Below are 24,416 nucleotides of genomic sequence, written 5' to 3' on the forward strand. Positions count from 1 at the left end.
GGCTGAATTGCACTACGCTTTTATAACATTCAGTGAAAACGGGAGTTATCCATGGGTCACGTGGTTAAAATTGGTCGCTACGAAATTGTCGATGCAGAATTCAGCAGCGAAAAACCGCTGACAGTGAGTATTCCCTGCCACACCAACCCCGGACTGAGCTATCAGCTCGACGGCTGGGATCACGACACCAGCGTTCCGGCATGGATCGACGATAAAGAGGTCATTTTACATATCGCTCACTACGATAAGCAGCAAGACCGGTGGGTATTAAAAGAACCGGCCTGAGCCTGAGTATTACCGCCAGTCAGTTGATTTGGCGGTAATTCCTAAAAAGTGGCCCTGGCCGCACGGCTTATAGGTTATACTTTTAAAATATTATTTTCCAAATCAGCCATTTAAGCCAATTCTGCGCAATTTTCACCTGGTTTTTTAAGAATTCTTCCGTATTAACTCCGTCAAATATCTCCTGCATACTCTCTTTCAGTGCTGCAATTTTACGTGACTCAAATCACGCTTAGTAACGGTTTATTTGTAGCATCAATGGCTCTAATGACTGTAACAAACTGAAAACATCCCGGTTTCGGGTTTTCAGTCGTTAACCCCTGAACGCGTACTTGATTCTGGTCAGGCCATCTTTTACTTAATTAAGAGAGCAGGTTTTATGGCAAGTACAATGGTAATAAACAATGCGAGTCGCTCATGGAGCGGTCTTCGTAAGAATATTCTGGTAAAGTTTGCACTGAGTTTTTCAGACCTTATTGCGCTGAACCTGGCGCTGTTTCTCTCTGCCGCTACCGTGCAGGGTATTTGGGGAGATTTGGATGCGTTTATTCCGCCGCATCAAATTGAAAACCGTTTTATTGCGCAGTTTATTATGTCGGTATTATGTACCGGCTGGTTTTGGATGCGCCTGCGTCACTACACCTACCGCAAACCCTTTTGGTTCGAACTGAAAGAAATTGTGAAAACACTGGTTGTTTTCTCCCTGCTCGATCTGGCATTAATCGCGTTTTCTAAATGGGACTTCTCCCGCATGGTGTGGGTGTTCAGCTGGAGCTATGAGCTGCTGCTGCTGCCGCTGCTGCGCGCAGGCGTTAAAAGTGCCATTAATAAAGCCGGTCAGTGGCAAAAAGAAACCATCATTATTGGCTCTGGCCGTAACGCTACCGAAGCCTATGCGGCCTTACAAAGTGAAGAAATCCTGGGATATAACGTTCAGGCATTTATTTCCGTAGAAGATGCGCCGCTGCAGCAGAGCGTGAATGGCGTACCGGTCATTTCTGCCAACGATATTAACTGGAGCACCATCGATCGCGACAACGTGCAGTTTATTGTCGCGATGGAGTACGAGCAGCAGCCGGAGCGCGATCGCTGGTTGAAGTTTTTGTCAAAAATGAACTGCCGGTCAGTGTCGGTGATCCCAACCCTGCGTGGCGTCCCGCTTTACGGCACGGACATGTCGTTTATCTTTAGCCATGAAGTGATGATTTTGCGCGTCAGTAATAACCTGGCAAAGCATTCGTCACGTTTCCTTAAGCGCAGTTTCGATATTGTTGTGGCGTCGTTACTGCTGCTGTTCCTGGCACCGGTCTTTGCCCTGCTCTGCTATATGGTCAAGCGTGATGGGGGCAATGCCATCTATGGTCACGAACGTATCGGGCAGGATGGCAGAAAGTTCAAGTGTCTGAAGTTCCGCTCAATGGTGACCAATTCCAAAGAGGTGCTGGAAAGCTTGCTGGCAACCAGTGAAGAAGCGCGTCGGGAATGGGACAAAGACTTTAAGCTCAAGAAGGATCCGCGTATTACCCGCATCGGCGGCTTCCTGCGTAAAACCAGCCTGGATGAGCTGCCGCAGCTGTGGAACGTGATCCGCGGGGAGATGAGCCTGGTGGGGCCGCGTCCGGTGATTGAGGCTGAGCTTGAGCGCTACGCCGGCGATGTGGATTACTACCTGATGGCGAAACCGGGAATGACTGGGCTATGGCAGGTCAGCGGACGTAACGATATTGATTACGATACCCGCGTCTATTTCGACTCCTGGTATGTTAAAAACTGGGCGTTATGGACAGACATCGCCATCCTGTTTAAAACGGCCGGTGTGGTTTTCCGCCGCGACGGCGCCTACTGATTTAGCATGCGATGCCTGTTTCAGCAGGCATCGCCATTTCTCCCGGTAATTTGCTTTCCTTTTTCGCTGTTAATCATTACCCTCTTTCCTCGCTTTATCGAACGTTTACCCTCTGGTTGCTATGCAAAAATATACCTTATTGCTATTGAGCCTGGTGCTGCTGGCACCTTTAGGCATTGATCTCTATTTACCCACGCTGCCGCAGATTGCTGAAGGCTTATCGACGCCCGTCGCCCTGGTACAAACCACGATCCCGCTTTTCTTACTGATTATGGGGCTGGGACAGTTGGTCAGTGGCCCGCTGGTGGACAACTATGGCCGTAAGCCCATCGCCTTACTGGGCCTGGCGCTGTACATCGCCGGCAGCGTCATTGCCGCGACGGCGACCACTTTCCCGCTATTTTTAATTGCCCGACTGGTTCAGGGCTGCGCGGTCTGCTGCAGCGCGGTGGTGGCTTTTAGCGGCGTGCGTGACCGACTCAGTGGTGATGACGCCGCCCGGGCTTACGGCTTCCTGAACGGGGCACTGAATATTGTGCCTGCTCTGGCGCCGTTGCTGGGTGGCATTCTGGCCAGCGCCTTCGACTGGCGCGCGCCGTTCTGGTTCCTGTGTGCCTATGCGGCAGTCGTGATGCTAATGGTCATCATCTGGCTGCCTGAAACGCGTCCGGCGGATACGCTGCGCGTGAAGGGCCTTCCGATAAACCAGTACGCCGCGATTCTCCGCCAGCCGCGCTTTTTGGCGTTTGCCTTTGCCAATGCCGGCGCGCTGGGGATGGTGCTGACCTATGTCTCGCTGGCCCCGCAGGTATTAATGACCGAAGGGGGACTTTCGCCTCTGGCCTTCTCGTTTGCCTTTGGTGCAAATGGTTTTTGGATCATGCTGGTCAGCGTGGTGGTGAATAAAGCGATTCGCAAAGCGGGCCGACCATTTTGCCTTGCCATCGGTTTTATCACCATGTTGACGGGTGCCGTTCTGCTTGTGGCGGGAATGACCTTGTTGCCTGACAGCCTGCAGTTCCATTGGGCGCTGTATATGTTCCCGGTGGCGGTCGCCGTAGCCGGGCTGGCTTTCACCGTTGGGCCAGCCACCAGCTATGCGCTGGAACCCTATCAGCAGCAGGCAGGCGTGGCCTCGGCGCTGCAGGGATTTATCCAGATGGCGGGAGGCGCAGCAGGCAGCCTGATCGTGGTGGCTCTGCCGGTAGCGGAGAAACTGTCATTAACGTTGATGATGCTGCTGGGCGCAGCGCTGGCCTTCCTGGCCTGGCGCTGCAGTAAGAAAATGCAAAGCCGGATTACCGCCGTTAACTGATTTTAACCGGAACGCGTGGGGCCAGCGCGCACATCAGCTCATAGCCCACCGTTCCGGCTGCTTTCGCCACCTGATCGATTTTGACATTTTCCCCCCATAACTCCACGGACGAGCCAATGCCAGCCTGCGGGCACGGCGTGAGATCCACCGTTATCATATCCATCGAAACCGCGCCGACAACCTGCGTCATTATCCCGTCAACGGCAACAGGTGTTCCTGTCGGCGCATGACGTGGATAGCCGTCCGCATAACCGCAGGCAACCACGCCGATACGCTGCGGCTGGGTTGCATGATAGCGATAACCATAGCCGACGCCATCACCGGCCTGCAGCTGCTGTACGCCGATAATCTCGCTGCTCAGTGTCATGACCGGTTTTAGTCCGCTGCTGGCGATATCCTGCCAGTTCCCGCTTGGCGAAGCGCCATACAAGATGATGCCCGGACGTACCCAGTCGTAATGCGCTTCAGGATGCCACAACGTGCAGGCCGAATTGGATAATGACACCGGACTGTCCAGCCCTTCCGTAGCCTGTGCGATGCGTTTAAGCGGCTCGACGATTCCGTCAGGATTTTCCGCATCGGCAAAGTGCGCCATCAGGGTAATGTCTCCGACATTTTCGAGCGCACGCAGCTTATGCCAGATTCCGTTGACCTGTTCAGGACGAAACCCCAGCCGGTTCATGCCGCTGTTGATCTTGAGATAGAGATCAACGGGCGCAGAGAGCGTGGCGTTTGCCAGGGCGTGAATTTGCCAGTTGCTGTGCACGCTGGTCGTCAGCCGGTAGCGATCAATCAATGCCAGATCGTCAGGGTGAAAAAAGCCTTCAAGCAGCAATATCGGCTTCTTCCAGCCCTGCTCGCGCAGCAAAATGGCCTCTTCCATGTTGAGTAGCGCGAAACCATCCGTGGCGGACAGGCTTTCCCATACGCGGGCGATGCCGTGACCGTAAGCGTTGGCTTTCACCACTGACCAGACGCGTGACGTCGGGGCCGCCCGGCGCACAATCGCCAGATTATGTCGCAACGCCTGTTGATCGATGGTCGCGACAATTGGACGTGACATATTCCTCTCCCTGAAGGCTTAACGTACTGCGTTAACGTTATGAAGCGGCGATCGGGTCGCCGCAAAACCGGGTAAATAACGAAAGACGGTAAGATCGTCCGCGGCTATCGCGGATGAGGTACCGGATATGACGTCAGCCAGTAACTGACCGGAGCCGCACGCCATTGTCCATCCCAAGGTGCCGTGGCCGGTATTCAGGAAAAGATTCGAAAGCGGCGTGGCACCGACCACCGGCGTCCCGTCTGGCGTCATGGGACGCAGACCGGTCCAGAAGCTGGCCTGACCGACATCTCCCCCCTCAGGATAGAGATCTGTGACCACCATCTCCAGCGTTTCGCGACGCGCCTCAAGCAGTTTGGTGTTAAAACCCACAATCTCCGCCATACCGCCGACGCGAATACGGTTATCGAAGCGTGTCACCGCCACTTTATAGGTTTCATCGAGGATCGTTGAAACCGGGGCGGCATCGGGATTGGTCACCGGTATGGTCAGGGAATAGCCTTTGAGCGGGTAAACAGGAATATCGACGATGTTTTTCATCAATGAGGTTGAGTAGGCTCCCAGCGCGACCACATAGCTGTCACCTTTGATCACTTCCTCACCGCACTTCACCCCATAAATACGATTACCGTCACGCAGGAGCTGATCGATCGGCGTATTAAACCGGAAGACAACGCCAGCCTCTTCAGCCATTTTGGCCAGACGCTGCGTGAAAAGCTGGCAATCGCCGGTTTCATCGTTAGGCAGGCGCAAGCCGCCAGTGAGTTTATGCTGTGTTGCTGCCAGTGCCGGTTCCACGCTGGCCAGCTGGTGCGCCTCCAGCAATTCATAGGGCACACCGGCCTCACGTAGCACCGCAATATCTTTGCTGGCGCTGTCGAACTGCTGCTGGGTTCGAAACAGCTGCAGCGTGCCGCCCTGACGACCTTCATAGGCGATGCCGGTTTCCGCACGCAACGCTTTGAGACAGTCACGGCTGTATTCGGCCAGGCGGACCATACGGCTTTTGTTTTGCTGGTAGTGACGCATATCGCAATTGCGCAGCATGTTCCACATCCATTCGAGCTGGAAGCGACTGCCGTCCAGACGGATAGCCAGCGGCGCATGGCGCTGAAACATCCACTTCATCGCTTTAAGCGGCACGCCCGGCGCCGCCCAGGGGGCAGCATAACCTGGGGAGATTTGCCCGGCATTGGCGGCACTGGTTTCCATCGCAGGCTGAGGCTGACGATCGATCACGGTGACCTGGTGTCCGGCACGCGCCAGATACCATGCGCTCGTTACCCCTACTACGCCACTCCCAAGAATCACTACGTGCATAAGTCCCCCGCGAAATTAAAAAGCATAATCCACTGTGCAATGGTTTACATTCAGTGTGATCACAAAGTGGAAACATCCTCTAAACAATTCAACTATTTCACCTCTTTTTTCATCCGTAGGTAACTAAAATCATTTGACCCACTTAAATTCAGAGAGTTATGCGCCAATAGTGAAAAAAGCAGGCATAAATGACATTGTCTATAGTTAATTCCACCACTTTCAGGAGAATCATTCAAAGCGCGCCTTTTGGCCCAATTCCAGAATATTGTGCTAATAAATACCTGCAATGTAGTCGGTAGAGCTATTTAATCCCAACCCCTTAAACCTGAAATGATTTTTCTGCCAAAGAATTCGTTTGAGTTCCCGGATCGGATAAGCGACAGTGAACTATCATTGATATGTTCACTCAGTTTTTTTGGGTTCCCTTTCTCAGGAAGAGCCTTAAATAAATCGCAACGGGCAACCCCACCGCGTGAGCCCGTTCGCCAAAACAGAGGTGCGCTATGACAACAATCTTTGACGATTCACTCATGGACAGCAAACGCATCAGCGATGGACCCGACTGGACCTTCGACCTGCTCGATGTCTATCTCGCTGAAATCGACCGCGTAGCCAAACACTACGGTCTGGATACCTACCCGCACCAAATAGAAGTGATCACCTCAGAGCAAATGATGGACGCCTACTCAAGCGTAGGGATGCCCATTAACTACTCGCACTGGTCTTTTGGCAAAAAATTTATTGAGACCGAGCAGCGCTACAAGCACGGCCAGCAGGGCCTGGCTTACGAAATCGTGATCAATTCCAATCCCTGCATCGCCTATCTGATGGAAGAGAACACGATGACCATGCAGGCGCTGGTGATGGCGCACGCCTGCTACGGGCACAACTCCTTCTTCAAGAATAACTACCTGTTTCGTAGCTGGACCGATGCCAGCTCCATCGTGGATTATCTGTTGTTTGCAAAGAATTATATTTCTGACTGCGAGGAGCGTTACGGGGTTGAAGAAGTGGAACGCCTGCTTGATTCCTGCCACGCGTTGATGAACTACGGCGTTGATCGCTACAAGCGTCCCCAGAAAATTTCGTTGCAGGAAGAGAAAGCGCGGCAAAAAAGCCGTGAAGAGTATCTGCAGAGTCAGGTGAACACGCTCTGGCGTACGCTGCCGCGCAAAGAGAAAGAAGCCACGCTGGTTGAGGCCGCGCGTTACCCTTCAGAGCCGCAGGAAAACCTGCTCTACTTTATGGAAAAGAACGCACCCCTGCTCGAATCCTGGCAGCGGGAGATTCTGCGCATAGTGCGTAAAGTGAGCCAGTATTTCTATCCCCAGAAACAAACCCAGGTCATGAATGAAGGCTGGGCCACCTTCTGGCACTACACCATCCTGAACCACCTGTACGATGAAGGCAAAGTGTCCGAGCGCTTCATGATGGAGTTTCTCCACAGCCATACCAACGTCATCTATCAGCCACCGTATAACAGCCAGTGGTATAGCGGGATTAACCCCTATGCATTAGGTTTTGCGATGTTCCAGGACATCAAGCGCATTTGCCAGTCGCCAACCGAAGAAGATCGTTACTGGTTCCCGGATATTGCCGGTTCTGACTGGCTAAAAACCCTGCATTTCGCGATGCGGGAATTCAAGGATGAAAGTTTTATCAGTCAGTTCCTGTCGCCAAAGGTTATGCGCGATTTCCGCCTGTTTACCGTACTGGATGACGATCGTAATAACTTTCTGGAGATCGCTGCCATCCACGATGAGGCGGGCTACCGTGCGATTCGTCAACAGCTCTCCGCTCAGTACAACCTGAGTAACCTGGAGCCCAACATTCAGGTTTACAACGTCGACCTGCGCGGCGATCGTTCCCTGACGCTGCGCTATGTCCCGCAGAGCCGTGCGCCGCTGGACAAAAGCCGCCGGGAAGTGCTTAAACACGTGCAACGACTATGGGGATTTGACGTTATTCTGGAACAGCAAAACGAAGACGGGAGCGTTGAGCTACTGGACCGTAATCCACCGCGCAACGCCCCGCTTTAAGCGGAATAAAAAAAACCGGACGCCATGTCCGGTTTTTTATTAACGTTTGCTGCCTAAATCGTCCGGCAACGTTTTTTGCATCGAATGCCAGATATCGCCACTCTGACGACCATAGCGACGGACACATTCAACGATTTCGTCCTGGGTAGGCTCTTTGTCACACAGGTTGAGCAGCGTTTGATAAAAATCGCGTGCCACCTTACGCGCTTCCGGGTTAGAAAAGTAGTGGCGTCCAACGCGGGTGTAAAGCCCTTTCAGCCCATTCAGGATCAGGCCATAAATTGGGTTGCCTGATGCGAACGCCAGCCCGCGAAACACCCGGTAATCCAGTTCGGTATAGCTGTCTACCTGGTCTTCAGCACTGTTTACGGCTTCCAGCACCTCGCGTGCCTTCTCTGGATAATGGCGTAAGGCGCGACTGATAAAGATCGAAGAAATATTGGTTCGGACAGATAACAGGTTATCGATCAGGGCGGGTACGCTGTCATGATCGAGACGCGCCAGGGTTTCAAGAATATTAAGACCCGAGGTTTCCCAAAAATTATTCACGCGAGTAGGTTTGCCGTGCTGAATCGTCAGCCAGCCGTCACGCGCCAGACGCTGCAGCACTTCGCGCAATGTGGTACGTGTTACACCAATCAGTTCAGAAAGCTCACGTTCAGCAGGAAGAATAGATCCAGGCGGAAAACGGCTGTTCCAGATGCTTTCAATTATATACTCTTCAGCAAATCCGGCTGGACTCTGCGCCTTAATAACCATAACTGTGTGTTCTCATTGCTTTCTGGATCGTAATGGGGACTCATCATACCAGACGCCCTATAGCGGATACAGACTGCACAACGATTAAAAGCGCGGTTTAGCACAAAATTAAGACAGATTACCGCGATCATTATGGCCGTATTTACGCCAGCCTTACCTCAGCGTTTTGGGCGGGCGCATTGCCACCACGCGGTTCCCTTGCTTGCGGGATGTGACGCGCAAAAGAACATCAATATCACGCGGTTATCAGAATTTTTGTTAAGTCATTAATCTGGATCAGTGCCAGGTCATGTTTGTACATAATTTTTACCCAACGCAGGATGGCGCGCAGCGACTTTTGGTTTACACTGCGGGGCATTAACGTTTACAGGGAATGCAATATGTTGCGATATTTAAACCAATGTTCGCGTGGTCGCGGGGCCTGGTTATTACTGGCCCTCTCTGCACTGGCCTTGGAGCTTACGGCGTTGTGGTTCCAGTATGGTTTGGGCTTCAAACCCTGTGTAATGTGTATTTATGTGCGCTGTGCGCTGTTTGGCGTAGTGGCTGCAGGGCTTATCGGGTTACTTCTACCACGTTCACTGTTACGGCTGGTGGCCATTCTGGTCTGGATCTACAGCGCCTGGGAAGGCCTGCGGCTGTCTTACGAACACACGATGATCCTGCTGCATCCCAATCCTTTTGTGACCTGTGATTTTGCGGCCCGTTTTCCAACGTGGCTGCCGCTGGATAAATGGCTACCGTCGGTGTTCGTCGCCAGCGGAGACTGCTCAGATCGTGGGTGGGAATTCCTGTCGCTCAGCATGCCACAGTGGATGATCGGTGTTTTCGCTGCCTATCTGTTGGTCGGCATTTTGGTTCTGATCGCGCAGCCGTTAAAACCTAAGCGCCGGGATCTATTTGGCCGCTAACGTTAAAAAGGCTGCCACTGGCAGCCTTTAATGTATGTGCATCAGCCGTTACGATCCGGCCGATCAATAATGTGATCTTCCCAGTCACGCACTTCGCTTTCCCGCACCGCAATATAACGCACCGAAATACGTTGAGCATGCATCTCGGTTTTGGAGCCCGCGCGCAGCGGATGCCAGGCCGGGAGCGGCTTCCCCTCGCCCAGCAGCCGGTAGGCGCAGGTACGGGGCAGCCAGTTGAAGGTGGTCAGGTTTTCGCGCGTCAGCTTGATACAGTCTTCTTCAAATTCAAACCGACGTTCGTAATTGCGACACTGACAGGTCTTTATATTGAGCTGATTACAGGCGACGTTGGTGAAATAGATTTCATCCGTATCGGCGTCCTGTAATTTGTTCAGGCAGCACTGGCCACAACCATCACACAAGGATTCCCATTCCTCATCGCTCATTTGTGCCAGGCGCTTATGTTGCCAGAAAGGGGTTTCAGTCATGATGATTGTCCAGATTTAGCCTAAACCGCACCTTATAAAGATATTGACGCGATGATGCAAGTTTTAGAGTACGCGCGTGCTGATGCCGTGGCCCGCAACAGAAACCTCAAGCGTATCGCCCGAGCGCATCGGCCCCACGCCTTCAGGCGTGCCGGTCAGGATGACATCACCCGCATGCAGGGTAAAATACTGACTCATATGTGCAATCAGTGGCAGAATTTTGTGGATCATATCGGCGGTGTTGCCCTGCTGGCGAACCTCACCGTTGACCACCAGCTTCAGCTCGGTATTCTGCGGGTCGCCTGAGAACTCAGCGACCGGAATAAATCCCGACACCGGACAGGCGTTATCAAAGGCTTTCGCTTTTTCCCACGGCTGCCCGGCTTTTTTTAAGCCTGCCTGCAGGTCACGCAGGGTTAAATCCAGCGCCACACCGTAACCGGCGATCGCTTGCGCCACGTGCGCTTCTGAAGCCTGCTTCAGGGTGGTGCCTATCAGTACGGCCAGCTCAACTTCGTGGTGCACTTCACCAAACGCATCGGGAACAGATAAAGGCTGGCGCAGATCGCACAAGGCCGTTTGCGGCTTAATAAAAATAACCGGCTCGGTCGGTGTCGCACTGCCCATTTCTTTGATGTGTTTCGCATAGTTGCTGCCCACGCAAACCACTTTGCTCACGGGATAATCTAACAAAGCGCCTTGCCAGTTACGATGCTGATACATGCTAATCCCCTGCTTAGAGTGCCGAAATGCCAGTCATGTCGGCGGATTGACGTTACTGACAGACAACACCTAAAGCCAGCCTGCCAGCTATCACTGAGATGCATAAACCTGACAGATGCGCGAGAATTGTCAATAAGTCAGCCAGGCTATTTGTGCGTCGCCGCCTTCATCTGACCGGTCAGGTTGCAAACAGCGCGCCGCAGCGGCGCGACTGTGCAATTATTATTCAGCCTCACGGGAATATAAATTTGCTGATGACGGCCCTGCAAAATTTATATTAAAGGAACAATCCGAGTTAATCTTTTCTATCCAGTTCGAGATGCGTTTTTAACAAACTTTCGATGGGTGGTGGAATTTGCAAATAATATCCCTGCTCGCTTAACCCCTGCTTCACTTTATTGATGTCCGCATTGGCCAGTTTGTCGCGCTGGGCCAGGTTCACCACCATCGCTAACTGAGGCTTACCAAAGCCTTTTAGCAGGGCCTCAGGAACGCGCGAAAAATCGTCTTTTTTTTCAACGTAGAGATAAGTCTGGTCGCGGACGGGACTTCTGTAGATCACACAAAACATATTTTTTACTCGAATTAACCAGCCGTGAGGCTTGTTTGAATATAGCGGTAACTATAACATGCTTGCAGTACTTCGAATATTCGCCGATCGCGCTTTAACGATGCTTTTATGATCGCTTAGCACAGGGTAGTAAAACAGGACTGAGTCGGGACAGATGCCGCAATCGCCAATCGAATTTAAGGGAAGCAGTTTTACCTTGTCCGTTGTTCATTTGCATCACCATGAGCCAGAGGTGATCCGCAAAGCGCTACAGGACAAAATTGACCAGGCTCCAGATTTCCTGAAAAACGCACCCGTGGTGCTGAATGTTGCGGCCCTTGATGCGGCCGTAAACTGGAAACAGATGCAGCAGGCCGTCAGCGCAACGGGGCTCCGTATCGTCGGCGTCAGTGGATGCAAAGACGAGGCGCTGAAAAAAATGATCGCCCGCGTCGGTCTTCCGGTGCTGGCCGAAGGTAAAGAGAGCCACAAGCGCGAAGCGCCGGAGCCGGAGTCAAAACCCGTTGCGACGGAAGCGCTGGTGGCGAAAACACGCATCGTTAACACGCCGGTGCGTTCTGGTCAGCAAATCTATGCCCGCAATGCGGATTTGATTGTCACCAGCAGCGTCAGCGCCGGCGCGGAACTGGTTGCCGATGGCAATATTCATATCTATGGCATGATGCGCGGCCGCGCGCTGGCGGGTGCCAGCGGTGACAGAGATTGCCAGATTTTTTGCACCAACCTGGCAGCAGAGTTGGTTTCTATCGCCGGGGAGTACTGGATCATGGATCAAATCCCCGAAGCGTTTTTTGCTAAAGCGGCACGCCTCTGCCTTCAGGACGGCGCGCTGACTATCCAGACACTTAATTAGGCCCCTTTTCTTTCGTTAAGGAAATCAACATTTATGGCACGCATTATTGTAGTTACATCCGGTAAAGGGGGCGTTGGTAAGACCACGTCAAGCGCGGCCATCGCCACCGGTTTAGCGCAGAAAGGCAAAAAAACGGTTGTCATCGACTTTGATATCGGCCTGCGTAACCTTGATTTAATCATGGGCTGCGAACGCCGTGTGGTTTATGATTTTGTTAATGTCATTCAGGGTGATGCCACGCTGAACCAGGCATTGATTCGTGATAAGCGCACAGAACAACTTTATATTCTGCCTGCCTCGCAGACCCGCGACAAAGACGCCCTTACCCGCGAAGGTGTTGAGAAGGTGCTGAACGATCTGGCAGAGATGGCGTTTGACTTCATCGTTTGTGACTCGCCGGCCGGCATCGAAACCGGTGCGTTAATGGCGCTCTATTTTGCCGACGAAGCCATCATCACCACGAACCCGGAAGTTTCCTCTGTACGCGACTCTGACCGTATTCTCGGTATTATTTCTTCCAAATCCCGCCGTGCGGAAACCAGCCAGGAACCGGTTAAAGAGCATCTGCTGCTGACCCGTTACAATCCTGGCCGCGTGAATCGTGGCGATATGCTGAGCATGGAAGATGTTCTGGAAATCCTGCGTATTCCTCTGGTCGGCGTCATCCCGGAAGACCAGTCGGTTCTTCGTGCCTCTAACCAGGGTGAGCCGGTAATTCTCGATGGTGAGTCTGATGCTGGTAAAGCCTATGCCGATACCGTTGACCGGTTACTCGGTGAAAGTCGCCCCTTCCGCTTTATTGAAGAAGAGAAGAAGGGTTTCCTGAAACGCCTGTTCGGGGGATAAACCATGGCATTACTTGATTTCTTTTTATCCCGGAAGAAGAACACTGCCAACATAGCCAAGGAAAGGCTACAGATTATTGTGGCAGAACGGAGAAGGGGCGACAGTGAGCCCCACTATCTTCCGCAACTTAAGCGCGACATTCTCGAAGTGATTTGCAAGTACGTGAAGATTGATCCGGACATGGTGACGGTTCAACTCGACCAGAAAGGGGATGATATCTCCATTCTGGAACTGAACGTCACGCTACCTGAAACGGAAGACGTGCCTAAATGACGTCGACCGTTTCCTGATTTTCCCCTGCGCTGTACTGGCAGGGGAAATTTCTTACATCTCGGCAAGGATGGTCATAATGCCGGGTTTCAGCACGTCGCCTCGCCAGCCTGTTAACAGTTCAGGTTCGCGGTTTTGTGGCTTCAGCCCCCAGTGCTGACTCAGTACCTGATTGATCTGTCGGCGCGATGCCAGCAGCTCCTGACTAAACCCGCTCTGCTCACTTACCTGCTGCACCAGTGCTTTGATCGCTTTAAACGCCCGCTTATAGTTCACATGATCGACCAGATTGCTTAACGGCGGCGGCAGCTCGCTTTCAGCCAGTCCGGCTGCGTCTGCGACCTGCGCCAGCATCGCCCTGCCGTGAAAACGAATCTCATGGCCAGATAAGCCCAGGTGATCTAACTCACCCTGCGAGCCCGGCATGAAACGGGCGACTTTCCACAGATTCTCTTCCCGCACCACAAAATTCACTGCCATGTCTTTTTCTCGGGCAACCTTGAGCCGCCAGGCCGCCAGACGTTGCAGCGCCGCCAGCTGGCGCGGACGCAGCTGCCAGGCATTGGTGATATCGCGCCAGGCATCTTCCGGCGCTAAGCTATCCAGCCGACGCTGGCACAGGTTTTCACATTCGCTCAGCGCCGCCGCCATGTTCCCTGCCTGCTCAACCTGTTGCATGAGTTGATGAGCAATCGGCAACAGGTAATGCACGTCGGCAGCGGCATACTGGCACTGCCGTTCCGTCAGCGGACGCGCCAGCCAGTCCGTGCGCGCCTCACTCTTATCTAATTCGACCTGGGTAAAGTGCGCCACCATGGAGGCAAATCCCCAGGAAAGCGGTTGACCGCTAAAGGCCGCCAGAATCTGTGTATCAATCATCGGCTGTGGCAGTACCGCAAAACGGTGCAGGAAGACTTCCAAATCTTCGCCGCCCGCGTGCAAAAATTTCGTGACGCGGGTATCCGTTAACAGTTCGATAAACGGTGACCAGTCACGGACAGGTAACGGATCGATCAACACCAGCTGTTCGCCATCAAACAGCTGAATCAGTCCCAGCTGTGGATAGTAGGTACGGGTACGGACAAATTCCGTATCCAGGGCGACGGCCGTATGCTGGCGTGCTTTGTTGCACACCTCGGCCAGGCGATCATCGTTATCGATCAGGGAATAGTTCACGTTCAGTTTTCACCGCAGCCGACAACGTGCGGTGCTCCATGTTAAAAGCAATAAAAACGCCGGACAGAGCCGGCGTTCAACCTGAATCCTGACGGTGAATCAACCCGTGTGGGTTTTCACCTCGTCGCGCAGTTCACGACGCAGAATTTTTCCTACATTCGTTTTGGGTAGTTCATCGCGGAACTCAACGATTTTCGGCACTTTGTAGCCGGTGAGCTGACGACGACAGTGATCGAGCAACTCTTCTTTGGTCAGCGAGGGATCTTTCTTCACCACACAGACCTTCACCGCCTCGCCCGACAGTTCGCTGGGCACGCCAATCGCAGCCGCTTCGCGCACTTTGGGATGCTGCATCAGAACGTCTTCAATTTCATTCGGATAGACGTTAAAACCTGACACCAGAATCATATCCTTTTTGCGGTCCACGATACGGATAAATCCTTCGTGGTCAACGGTAACAATATCCCCGCTGTGGAGCCAGCCATTTTTCAGGACTTCTGCCGTGGCCTCCGGATGCTGCCAGTAGCCATGCATCACCTGCGGACCCCGGATACACAATTCGCCGGGCTCTCCGGTTGGCACTTCATTGCCGTTTTCATCCAGAATGATCACGTCCGTAGAGGGCACCGGTAAGCCAATACTGCCCGTGTGGCAGCTGATGTCATAAGGATTGACGGAGACCAGCGGAGAGCACTCGGTCAGACCGTAGCCTTCCAGTAAATAGTGGCCGGTGAGTTTTTCCCAGCGCTCAGCGACCGCCTTTTGCACCGCCATGCCGCCCCCGGCAGAGAGGCGCAGGGTAGAAAAATCGAGTTTGGTAAAGCCATCGTCATTAAGCAGCGCGTTGAACAACGTATTTACGCCGGTAATGGCGGTAAACGGATATTTGGCGATCTCTTTAACAAAACCGGGAATATCACGCGGATTGGTGATCAGCAGATTCTGCCCACCCAGCTCAACAAACAGCAAGCCGTTAACGGTCAGCGCAAAGATATGGTAAAGCGGTAACGCTGTGACAACGCACTCCTTGCCATCCCGTAACAGCTTGCCGTAGGTGGCTTTCGTCTGTTCAAGGTTTGCCTGCATATTCCGGTGCGTCAGCATGGCACCTTTCGCCACGCCTGTCGTGCCGCCCGTGTATTGCAGAAACGCCAGATCCTCATTACTGACATCCGGGCGCTGATACGGCATTTTCTCTCCGGCTTCCAGTACGTGGCGAAACGCTATCGCACCCGGCAAATGGTACTTTGGTACCAGTCGCTTCACATACTTCACCACAAAGTTCACAAGGGTGGCTTTGACCGGTGCAAGCTGGTCGCCCATGCGGGTCAGAACAACGTGTTTGATCGCGGTCTCGCTGACGACTTTTTCTAACGTATGCGCAAAGTTAGAGACAATAACGATCGCGCTGGCACCGCTGTCATTAAGTTGGTGTTTTAATTCGCGCGGCGTATAGAGTGGGTTGACGTTGACCACGACCATTCCGGCCCGCAAAACGCCAAAGAGCGCAACCGGATATTGCAGCAGATTAGGCATCATCAGGGCAACTCGGTCGCCCTGTTTCAGTTTCAACTCATGTTGCAGATAGGCGGCAAAGGCCCGACTTTTTTCGTCCAGTTGGCGATAGGTCATCTTTTGACCCATGTTGTAAAAAGCAGGTTGCCCGGCGTAACGGGAAACGGCCTGCTCAAACAGATCAACCAGAGAGCGGTAACGATCAGCATTAATTTCGGCAGGGACGTCTGCCGGGTAGCGTTTTAGCCAAACCTTATTCAAGGATTCACCCCGATAATCTTGTTGTGTACTCATCGCCGCCTCGACAATCGCATTTGTTAACAATATTTTAACTGATTGTACCAGTTTGCTCTTCTTGTCATGTTGAGGTTGCGAAGTCCATCACTAAATTTCGTCTTTGCAGACAATACAAATAAAAAGCCCGGCAGCGAGCACCGCTACCGGGCTGAATAAAACAGGTAATGCTTACTGTGTCAGGATAGTTTCAACCTGTGCGGGCCCGCTGTTATACATTCCCCAGTACGGGTTAGGTCCCCAGTAGCCCCCACGATGGCGCGTCGGGCCATACCAAATCCACGGGTCAATGGGCTGTGGAGGCGCAACAATCTGGCGCGTCAGATGCCAGCGCTGATAGCCACGAACGTCGATGACCACAAACTGATAGGTGGCCTCGCCAATTTTGCCCTGCTCCGTGCCCTTAATCGTACCGAGCACCGTAACGTACTGATCTTTGACATCCGTCGGATCGACGAAGCCGGGAATGTCGGCATAGATGCGACCCACAGAGCTGGCGCCCAGTACGGGACGCGCGCCCTCATCCAGCGGCTGCGTCGCTATTTCCAACCGGGTTTTGCCGTTACGGTTGAACACGTTAACCACCTTGCCGCCAAAGCGCGATTCCTGACCGACATAGATGGCCGGATCTTTCATCACCCGCAATAAGTCCTGCTGGGGCATGGCGGAATTGCCCTTAATATTATCCGGCACTGAAACACAACCACTTAAAACCAAGGCGCAGGCCAGTAGCAGACCGGCAACACCGTGACGACGAATTGACATGGGTATTCTCCTGAAAGTTGCTGTTTAGAGTGCTCCGATAACAATAAGTTGCGTCTCGTTTCAGCGTCCAGGCAGTTTTTTCCAGGCCACCTCGTTTCTCAGATAGGTGGGTTCTGCGTTTTCAGGCAATACCGTCGCGCCCTGCTGCAAAGCGGCGACGGCCAGCGGCAACATATCTTCTGCCGCAGGCAGTTCCACATGGCTGTTAACCAGCTGAAGGGCATGGCCCTGCTGCAGATCTGGCCAGGCCTGCCAGCCGGTTCCGGCAGTAAACCATTCTCCCTCCAGCGCCTGCATCCGCGTCAAGGCCGCGGCGGGCGACAGTACGCTCTCGCTCGCTTCACCCTGCCAGTGACCCTGCTCATCACGCTGATACTCGGCCCAGTAGACTTCGCCCATACGAGCATCTATCGCGGTTAATACCCGCGTGGCGCCGTGCAGCCGCCAGGCGCCCTGCGCCAGCGTGGCCAGCGTAGAGATGCCCGCCATGGGCAACGCAGCGCCCAGTGCCAGCCCCTGAGCGATCCCGATACCAATACGCACGCCGGTGAAGCTGCCCGGACCGCGGCCAAATGCCAGCGCATCAAGTTGTGTTAGTTCCAACTGCTGAGACTGCAGCAGTTCTGCCACTAAGGGTAAAATTCGTTGGGTGTGATCGCGCGGCGCGATCTCAAAGCGCGCATCAATCTGCTGCCCGTTGAGCAGGGCTGCAGAACAGGCTTCTGTCGCTGTATCCAGCGCTAAAATTCGGACCGACATAACGACCTCAGAGGATTCAAAAACGGCGCGCATCTTAGCATAAAATTACGCGTCAGGTTGCTGACGAATAAAGGCAATAGCCTGCGCGATATCCCGCGTGCGTGGAGTGGGCGGCAGGCTGTTAAGAAACAGCGCGCCATAAGGCCGGGATACCAGACGCTGGTCGCAAATCACCAGCACGCCACGATCGTCAGTATCGCGAATCAAACGGCCAACGCCTTGTTTCAACGTAATCACGGCGTCGGGCAGTTGCACGTCACTGAAGGGATCGCCTCCCCGCAAACGGCAGTCTTCCATGCGGGCTTTTAACAGCGGATCCTCCGGTGAGGTAAACGGCAGCTTGTCGATGATGACCAGCGACAGCGCATCGCCACGTACGTCCACCCCTTCCCAGAAGCTGCTGGTAGCCACCAGCAGAGCATTGCCCTTTTCGATAAACTGTTTCAGCAGTTGCCCTTTACTGGTTTCGCCCTGCACCAACACCGGCAACGTCATGGAGGCGCGGAACTCGGCCGCCAGCTCACGCATCATCAGATGTGAGGTACATAAGAAGAAGCAGCGGCCTTTATTTGCATCGATCAAGGGCTTCATCATTTTAGCCAGCTGACGTGCGCCGCCAGGACGATTCGGTTCCGGCAGATTGCGGGGAACGCACAGTAATGCCTGCTGTGAGTAGTCAAACGGACTGCTGAGAATCAAACTCTTCGCCTTGCTCACGCCTAACCGTTCGGCGAAATGGTCCATCTTTTCATCGACGGCCAGGGTCGCTGAGGTGAAAATCCATGCCGCTTTGCGGTCATCCATCATTTCCCGGAAGCGTTCGGCCACGGATAACGGCGTTAGCGCCAGCACAAAGTGCCGCGATGTGCATTCATACCAGTAACTGAATCCCGGTTCGCTGATGGATCGTATGCGCTTCAGTCGCGTACGGTAAAGCGCTGCGCGTTCAAAGGCCGCATCAAGCAGCGCAGAACGCCCGAGTGAGAGTTTAATGACGTCATAGCACAGTTCCAGGGCATCATCGAGCAGCGTGAACATGCGCATGATGTTGTTATCACTGAGCAAGTCCCGCAGATTTCCGCGATAGCCGGGTTCGCCCAGCGCCAGCCGAAAATCCTGAGCGCACTGAGCCAGCCTGTCGGCCGATTTTTGCAGCTGCTGAACGTCACGCACTTCGGTGCGATAGGCAATAATGATGTCTTTCGCCAGATCGGCTAACTGACGGCTGGAGATCTGCTGACCGAAATACTGGCTGGCGATATCCGGTAACTGATGGGCTTCGTCAAAAATCATGACGTCCGCTTCAGGGATCAGCTCACCGAAGCCCCCCTCTTTCACCACCAGATCGGCAAGAAAAAGATGATGATTGACGACGACGACATCGGCATCCATAGCTTTCTTGCGCGCTTTGACGACAAAACACGCTTTATACTGCGGGCAATCGCTTCCCAGACAGTTGTCGTTGGTACTGGTCACCAGCGGCCATATCGGACTGTCTTCCGTCACGTCTGCACAGGCGCTGATATCGCCGTCGACGGTATGTGAGGCCCAGGCGCGCAGCGTCACCAGGTCGGTAAGCGACTGAACGCTCAGATCGCCGCCGGTGGCAGACTGCTGATCCATCCGCTCCAGGCACAGGTAGTTAGATCGCCCTTTAAGCAGCGCCGTTTTACCGGTAAATTTTAGCGCGTTAGCGATGGTGGGCAAATCGCGAGCATAAAGCTGATCCTGCAAGGCTTTTGAGCCCGTGGAAACAATCACTTTTTTATTGGCGCGTAACGCCGGTGCCAGGTAGGCATAGGTCTTGCCCGTCCCCGTGCCCGCTTCAACAACCAGCTCACCGCTGCTCTGCACGGCCTCGGTGACAGCCTGGGCCATTTCACGCTGTGCTTCACGCGGTTTGAACCCCGTAATACGCTTTGCCAGCGCGCCATCTGATGCAAAATCGTCTGCCACGTATCCTCTCAATTCCGGCAAAAAACACTGTATATTATGTCAGTCTTTCCCGCCTTAAGGAAATTGCTGACGCGGGCGTCTCCATTATGCTAGCTGGATGCAGGGAATGCCGCTAATGACTGATATAAAGCGCACCCGCCGCCAGGATCACCCATAAAACCGCCAGCGTGATAAACCCCTGTCTGGCCGTACGCGACATGCCCACAAAAGTTGACACCACCACAGACAGCAGCGCCAGTGCGCCAAACATCACCCAAAACAGATATTGCGTATTCGCCATGCCTTCTTCCTAGGAGTCCTGAACTGATAAGCGACGTTTTATACCATTTTTCCGGCCACGATGCGCGACCGACGCCCGCAGGCATTTGCAATGGATGACAATGGCATCGGGAATATGTCAGGCTAGGCGTCCAAAAAATAAGGAGAAGATGATGAGCATTACGCGCATTGATCCCGAACATCGTATGTCCGAAGCGGTTGTTCATAACGACACGATTTATTATACCAGCGTGCCTGAAAACCTTGATGCGGATGCCGAAGCGCAAACCGCCAATGCGCTGGCGGTGATTGACGCCCTGCTTACACGCGTGGGCAGTGACAAAAGCAAAATCCTGGATGCCACCATTTTTCTGGTCGATAAAGCTGATTTTGCGGCAATGAACCGCGCCTGGGACGCCTGGGTTTCACCCGGCAATGCCCCAGTGCGCTGCACGGTTCAGGCAGCCTTAATGAATCCGAAGTATAAAGTCGAAATAAAAATTATCGCCGCGCGTTAACCCCGGTTCCGGGCGTCAGCCTTCGTCGTCTTCATCTTCGAAGCGCGCCCGAATCAGTTCTCCGGTGTGACTTTCACGAATTTCCTGCGCCACCAGGGTTATCGCCTCGCCGCTGGACATGCCCTCTGCCATTAACTGTTGAATGCGTTCTACCGCGCGTTGCTGCTGGTCGTGTGAAAGTGCGGGTAATCCTGTAATCATGTTTCACTCCTGCTTTAGGGCTGCCATTATTTCATGGGGAACAAACAGGTGCCAGTCAGGAAAAAATATGTCAGTCTAACGGCATTTCTGATGTCAGATTTTGTGCTCAATGAACGTTCAAACTCATAACCTACGTTATTCTCCTGACGCCCTTACGCACTATTTTTCCCGTATTGCGCATCTGCCATGGGCGATGCTGCTGTCGTCAGGGCACGCCGATCACAGCGATAACCGTTTTGATATCCTGACCGCCGATCCCCTTACCACACTGACGACGCGTGGCAGGATAACAGAAATTCGCCATGCACATGGCCATGAAAACAGTGAGGACGATCCTCTCTCTCTCGTGCAGCACTACTGCAACGCGTTGGGCATCTCCCCAACACGCCATCCGGATTTACCCTTTGTGGGCGGCGCGCTGGGGCTGTTTGGCTATGACCTGGGACGGCGCTTTGAGCAGTTACCTCAGATCGCCACCGCCGATCTGCAGACGCCGGATATGGCGGTGGGCATCTACAACTGGGCGTTAATTGCCGATCATCATCGTCAGACATTGACCCTGGTTGCTGTAGAGGATGTTGCGCAGCGGCTCAGTTGGCTGGAAGGCTGGCCCACACGCGAAAGCGCGCCGTTTTCACTGACCAGCGAATGGTCCGCTAACCTCAGCGTTGATGACTACGCGGAACGTTTTCGCAAGGTCCAGGCCTATATCCAGGCGGGTGACTGCTATCAGGTCAACCTGTCACAGCGCTTCAAGGCCGGTTATCAGGGTGACGAATGGCGTGCGTTCTGCTTGCTGAATCAGGCTAATCGCGCGCCTTTCAGCGCTTTTTTACGCCTGCCGGAGAGCGCCATTCTCAGCCTTTCCCCCGAGCGCTTTATGGCGCTGGATCAACACGTCATTACGACCCGCCCGATTAAAGGTACGCGCCCGCGTGACAGCGATCCGCTGCGGGACGCCGCCCAGGCCGAAAGTCTGCGGACGTCCGCCAAAGACCGGGCAGAGAATCTGATGATTGTCGATCTGCTGCGTAATGATATAGGCCGGGTCGCCGTGGCCGGTTCCGTAAGCGTACCCGAACTGTTTGTGGTGGAGCCCTTTCCGGCAGTGCATCATCTGGTCAGCACCGTTCGCGCCACGCTGCCCGAAAATCTGCAGGCCTGCGATCTGTTACGCGCCTGCTTTCCCGGCGGTTCGATTACGGGTGCGCCGAAAATTCGTGCAATGGAAATTATCGATGAACTGGAACCGCAACGCCGTAACGCCTGGTGTGGCAGCATCGGATATCTGAGTGTGTGTGGTCGGATGGACACCAGTATTACGATTCGTACGTTGATTGCCGAAGATCATCACCTCTACTGTTCGGCTGGCGGCGGTTTAGTGGCCGACAGCGAGCTGGAATCGGAATATCAGGAAACCCTGGATAAGGTCAGCCGCATTTTGCCCGCGCTGGAAAAAGGGGCCTGAATGGCGTTGACCCTGGCGGATTTCCGCACCCGCTTTCTGCTGCAGCCCCCTCAGCAACCTACGCAGCCGCTTTCTGGGCGCCATGCGGCGGTGTTAATTCCCATTGTTGCACGTCAGCAGCCCGGTCTTCTACTGACCCAGCGTTCACACGGGCTGCGTAAGCACGCCGGTCAGGTGGCCTTTCCCGGTGGCATGCAGGACCCCGAAGATGGTTCGCTGGTCGCTACCGCTTTGCGGGAGGCGCAGGAAGAGGTGGGCATTTCACCCGCTCAGGTGGAGGTTTTGGGCTGCCTGCCTGCGGTGACCAGCAGCACAGGATTTCAGGTCACGCCTGTGTTAGGCATCATCCCGGACCGCCTGGCGCTGCGCATCAACCCCGATGAAGTGGTGAGTACTTTTGAAATGCCCCTGACCGAAGCGTTGCGCCTCAGCCGCTACGCAGAGCTTGACTACTACCGCGCCGGTATTCGCCATCCTGTGTGGCTGTCGCGCTATCAGGATTACCTGGTCTGGGGCATGACAGCAGGCATTATTCGTTCACTGAGTCAGCAAATTGCGTTTTAGTTGACGCAGCTTTCATTTTTAACCCTGTTTACGGGCTTCCGCGCGATCTCACACTATAATTTTTTTTCGTGGTTTTAATTAGTTTATTTCATGCGAAAAGCAGCGCGTTCATCCTGCTTCGCCGTTTACTATTAGCGCCATAAACTGCCACGGCAGGGTAAGTTTTTTTTGTGAGGAGTGTCACCCATGATTTCGGTTTTTGACATGTTTAAAGTGGGCATTGGCCCATCCAGTTCTCATACGGTCGGTCCGATGAAAGCGGGTAAGCAGTTTGTGGATCTGTTGTCTGAACAGGGCAAACTGCATGAGGTGACACGCATCGCCGTCGATGTCTATGGTTCCCTGTCATTGACCGGTAAAGGTCACCATACCGATATCGCTATCATCATGGGCCTGGCGGGTGAGTCACCTGACAGCGTAGACATTGATTCCATTCCTGCCTTTATCAAAGACGTGCAGCAGCGGGAACGTCTGCTGGTTGCGAAAGGCGCGCATGAAGTCGATTTTCCTCGCGAAGGCGGCATGGTCTTCCGCAGCGAGAACCTTTCTCTGCATGAAAATGGCCTGCGCCTGCTGGCGTTTTCGGGCGATCTGCTGGTGTTGTCAAAGACCTATTACTCCGTTGGCGGCGGCTTCATTGTCGATGAAGAGCATTTTGGTCAGTCTGCGCTGGATGAAGTTTCGGTTCCCTGGCCTTTCCACTCGGCAAAAGAGTTGTTGTCACACTGCCGTGAAACCGGGCTTTCCCTGTCAGGGCTGGTGATGAAAAATGAACTGGCACTGCATTCGCGTGACGACATTAACGCCTATTTCGCAACAATCTGGCAAACCATGCAGGCCTGTATCGATCGCGGCCTGAATACCGAAGGCGTGCTGCCCGGTCCCTTGCGCGTGCCGCGCCGCGCCGCGTCACTGCGCCGCCTGCTGATCTCCTCTGCCAAGCACTCTAACGATCCCATGGTCGTTATTGACTGGATTAACATGTTTGCTCTGGCGGTAAATGAAGAGAATGCCGCCGGGGGGCGCGTGGTCACCGCACCAACCAACGGTGCCTGCGGCATCGTGCCAGCCGTGCTGGCCTACTACGACCACTTTATCGAACCGGTCACGCCCGATATCTTTATTCGCTATTTTCTCGCCTCCGGCGCGATCGGCATTCTTTATAAAATGAATGCCTCTATCTCCGGTGCCGAAGTGGGCTGTCAGGGCGAAGTGGGCGTTGCCTGTTCTATGGCTGCAGCCGGTCTGGCGGAACTGTTAGGTGCCAGTCCAGAGCAGGTCTGTGTCGCTGCGGAGATCGGCATGGAGCACAATCTGGGTCTGACCTGCGATCCCGTGGCGGGTCAGGTCCAGGTGCCCTGCATTGAACGCAATGCCATTGCCTCCGTGAAGGCCATCAACGCTGCACGTATGGCCCTGCGCCGCACCAGCGAGCCGCGCGTTTCGCTGGATAAGGTCATTGAAACCATGTACGAGACAGGAAAAGACATGAATGCCAAATATCGCGAGACCTCCCGCGGCGGACTGGCGATAAAAGTTCAGTGTGACTAATATTTTTTGAGATTTGTTTCTAACTTTCTGCTTTTTAACCAGTGCATTAGTCAGTCCTGCCTGCTATAAATATTAACAATGTTAAAGCGACCTTCGGGTCGCTCT

General features: G+C 53.8%; 25 protein-coding genes. 12 read left to right on the forward strand and 13 right to left on the reverse strand.

The window, feature by feature from the left end; translation table 11 throughout:
* The first annotated feature begins 51 nt into the window (after positions 1-51).
* The 3 genes from EL29_RS08395 (at position 52) to EL29_RS08405 (ending at position 3,443) form a co-directional block, all read left to right on the forward strand.
* Positions 52-285, forward strand: a complete 234-nt coding sequence (locus EL29_RS08395; RefSeq protein WP_013025994.1) for a DUF1480 family protein — start codon at positions 52-54, stop codon at positions 283-285.
* A gap of 376 nt (positions 286-661) precedes the next feature.
* A complete protein-coding gene (wbaP, locus tag EL29_RS08400) occupies positions 662-2,128 on the forward strand; it encodes an undecaprenyl-phosphate galactose phosphotransferase WbaP (RefSeq protein WP_028715227.1) in 1,467 nt (488 codons plus the stop codon).
* Between the two features lie 121 nt (positions 2,129-2,249).
* The gene (locus EL29_RS08405; RefSeq protein WP_013025996.1) at positions 2,250-3,443 is read left to right on the forward strand and encodes a multidrug effflux MFS transporter; all 1,194 of its coding nucleotides are present in this window, start codon (positions 2,250-2,252) and stop codon (positions 3,441-3,443) included.
* On the opposite strand, the gene dadX is transcribed toward EL29_RS08405, so the two are convergent.
* Positions 3,436-4,506 carry a catabolic alanine racemase DadX gene (gene dadX / locus EL29_RS08410; protein ID WP_014593840.1) on the reverse strand — a complete coding sequence of 357 codons (1,071 nt, stop codon included), beginning with the start codon at positions 4,504-4,506 and terminating at the stop codon, positions 3,436-3,438. The two genes, EL29_RS08405 and dadX, sit on opposite strands and share 8 nt — an antisense overlap.
* 18 nt (positions 4,507-4,524) lie before the next feature.
* Positions 4,525-5,826 (reverse strand): D-amino acid dehydrogenase, encoded by a 1,302-nt coding sequence (locus EL29_RS08415; protein WP_028715228.1) that lies wholly within the window; start codon positions 5,824-5,826, stop codon positions 4,525-4,527.
* A 503-nt stretch (positions 5,827-6,329) separates the two neighbouring features.
* Here EL29_RS08415 and EL29_RS08420 point away from each other — a divergent pair.
* Positions 6,330-7,865, forward strand: coding sequence for a SpoVR family protein (locus EL29_RS08420; protein WP_013025999.1), 1,536 nt, complete (start codon positions 6,330-6,332; stop codon positions 7,863-7,865).
* 39 nt (positions 7,866-7,904) lie between these two features.
* Here EL29_RS08420 and fadR read toward each other — a convergent pair whose 3' ends face one another.
* On the reverse strand, positions 7,905-8,624 hold the full coding sequence (fadR, locus tag EL29_RS08425) for a fatty acid metabolism transcriptional regulator FadR (protein WP_013026000.1): 720 nt from the start codon (positions 8,622-8,624) through the stop codon (positions 7,905-7,907).
* A 380-nt stretch (positions 8,625-9,004) separates the two neighbouring features.
* Between fadR and dsbB the strand changes: the two genes are divergently transcribed.
* A complete protein-coding gene (gene dsbB, locus EL29_RS08430; RefSeq protein WP_014605709.1) occupies positions 9,005-9,535 on the forward strand; it encodes a disulfide bond formation protein DsbB in 531 nt (176 codons plus the stop codon).
* A gap of 41 nt (positions 9,536-9,576) precedes the next feature.
* Here dsbB and ycgN read toward each other — a convergent pair whose 3' ends face one another.
* The 3 genes from ycgN to EL29_RS08445 form a co-directional block, all read right to left on the reverse strand.
* A complete protein-coding gene (gene ycgN, locus EL29_RS08435) occupies positions 9,577-10,023 on the reverse strand; it encodes a cysteine cluster protein YcgN (protein ID WP_013026002.1) in 447 nt (148 codons plus the stop codon).
* Positions 10,024-10,086: 63 nt separating this feature from the next.
* Positions 10,087-10,746: a fumarylacetoacetate hydrolase family protein gene (locus tag EL29_RS08440; protein WP_014593843.1), complete on the reverse strand. Its 660-nt coding sequence runs from the start codon at positions 10,744-10,746 to the stop codon at positions 10,087-10,089.
* A gap of 295 nt (positions 10,747-11,041) precedes the next feature.
* Positions 11,042-11,317, reverse strand: coding sequence for a YcgL domain-containing protein (locus EL29_RS08445; RefSeq protein ID WP_013026005.1), 276 nt, complete (start codon positions 11,315-11,317; stop codon positions 11,042-11,044).
* 154 nt (positions 11,318-11,471) lie between these two features.
* On the opposite strand from EL29_RS08445, the gene minC reads away from it, so the two are divergent.
* Genes minC through minE form a run of 3 tightly spaced genes read left to right on the forward strand, consistent with a single transcriptional unit; the run spans position 11,472 to position 13,289 of the window.
* Positions 11,472-12,170 carry a septum site-determining protein MinC gene (gene minC / locus EL29_RS08450; protein ID WP_013026006.1) on the forward strand — a complete coding sequence of 233 codons (699 nt, stop codon included), beginning with the start codon at positions 11,472-11,474 and terminating at the stop codon, positions 12,168-12,170.
* Positions 12,171-12,203: 33 nt separating this feature from the next.
* Positions 12,204-13,016 (forward strand): septum site-determining protein MinD, encoded by an 813-nt coding sequence (gene minD / locus EL29_RS08455; protein WP_014593844.1) that lies wholly within the window; start codon positions 12,204-12,206, stop codon positions 13,014-13,016.
* Between the two features lie 3 nt (positions 13,017-13,019).
* Positions 13,020-13,289: a cell division topological specificity factor MinE gene (gene minE, locus EL29_RS08460; protein ID WP_010616394.1), complete on the forward strand. Its 270-nt coding sequence runs from the start codon at positions 13,020-13,022 to the stop codon at positions 13,287-13,289.
* A 51-nt stretch (positions 13,290-13,340) separates the two neighbouring features.
* On the opposite strand, the gene rnd is transcribed toward minE, so the two are convergent.
* The 6 genes from rnd to EL29_RS08490 form a co-directional block, all read right to left on the reverse strand.
* Positions 13,341-14,462, reverse strand: a complete 1,122-nt coding sequence (gene rnd, locus EL29_RS08465) for a ribonuclease D (RefSeq protein WP_013026009.1) — start codon at positions 14,460-14,462, stop codon at positions 13,341-13,343.
* A gap of 99 nt (positions 14,463-14,561) precedes the next feature.
* A complete protein-coding gene (fadD, locus tag EL29_RS08470; RefSeq protein ID WP_128392486.1) occupies positions 14,562-16,238 on the reverse strand; it encodes a long-chain-fatty-acid--CoA ligase FadD in 1,677 nt (558 codons plus the stop codon).
* A gap of 204 nt (positions 16,239-16,442) precedes the next feature.
* A complete protein-coding gene (locus EL29_RS08475; RefSeq protein WP_013026011.1) occupies positions 16,443-17,036 on the reverse strand; it encodes a Slp family lipoprotein in 594 nt (197 codons plus the stop codon).
* Positions 17,037-17,096: 60 nt separating this feature from the next.
* Positions 17,097-17,795 carry a tRNA (adenosine(37)-N6)-threonylcarbamoyltransferase complex dimerization subunit type 1 TsaB gene (gene tsaB / locus EL29_RS08480; protein WP_015700197.1) on the reverse strand — a complete coding sequence of 233 codons (699 nt, stop codon included), beginning with the start codon at positions 17,793-17,795 and terminating at the stop codon, positions 17,097-17,099.
* A gap of 45 nt (positions 17,796-17,840) precedes the next feature.
* Positions 17,841-19,751: a DNA repair helicase YoaA gene (yoaA, locus tag EL29_RS08485; protein ID WP_028715229.1), complete on the reverse strand. Its 1,911-nt coding sequence runs from the start codon at positions 19,749-19,751 to the stop codon at positions 17,841-17,843.
* 112 nt (positions 19,752-19,863) lie between these two features.
* Positions 19,864-20,031, reverse strand: coding sequence for a hypothetical protein (locus tag EL29_RS08490; protein WP_013026014.1), 168 nt, complete (start codon positions 20,029-20,031; stop codon positions 19,864-19,866).
* A gap of 151 nt (positions 20,032-20,182) precedes the next feature.
* Between EL29_RS08490 and EL29_RS08495 the strand changes: the two genes are divergently transcribed.
* Positions 20,183-20,527 carry a RidA family protein gene (locus EL29_RS08495; RefSeq protein WP_014605705.1) on the forward strand — a complete coding sequence of 115 codons (345 nt, stop codon included), beginning with the start codon at positions 20,183-20,185 and terminating at the stop codon, positions 20,525-20,527.
* Positions 20,528-20,542: 15 nt separating this feature from the next.
* Here EL29_RS08495 and EL29_RS08500 read toward each other — a convergent pair whose 3' ends face one another.
* Entirely contained in the window at positions 20,543-20,728 is a 186-nt protein-coding gene (locus EL29_RS08500) for a YoaH family protein (protein ID WP_013026016.1), read from the reverse strand.
* Between the two features lie 109 nt (positions 20,729-20,837).
* Here EL29_RS08500 and pabB point away from each other — a divergent pair, with 109 nt between their 5' ends.
* The 3 genes from pabB to EL29_RS08515 all read left to right on the forward strand — a co-directional run bounded on the left by pabB (position 20,838) and on the right by EL29_RS08515 (position 24,311).
* The gene (gene pabB, locus EL29_RS08505; RefSeq protein WP_019105118.1) at positions 20,838-22,196 is read left to right on the forward strand and encodes an aminodeoxychorismate synthase component 1; all 1,359 of its coding nucleotides are present in this window, start codon (positions 20,838-20,840) and stop codon (positions 22,194-22,196) included.
* Entirely contained in the window at positions 22,197-22,760 is a 564-nt protein-coding gene (locus tag EL29_RS08510) for a CoA pyrophosphatase (protein ID WP_013026018.1), read from the forward strand.
* Between the two features lie 186 nt (positions 22,761-22,946).
* Positions 22,947-24,311 (forward strand): L-serine ammonia-lyase, encoded by a 1,365-nt coding sequence (locus tag EL29_RS08515; RefSeq protein WP_014593850.1) that lies wholly within the window; start codon positions 22,947-22,949, stop codon positions 24,309-24,311.
* Positions 24,312-24,416: the final 105 nt, after the last annotated feature.

The organism is Pantoea ananatis LMG 2665, from assembly GCF_000710035.2.
Taxonomy (GTDB): Bacteria; Pseudomonadota; Gammaproteobacteria; order Enterobacterales; family Enterobacteriaceae; genus Pantoea; species Pantoea ananatis.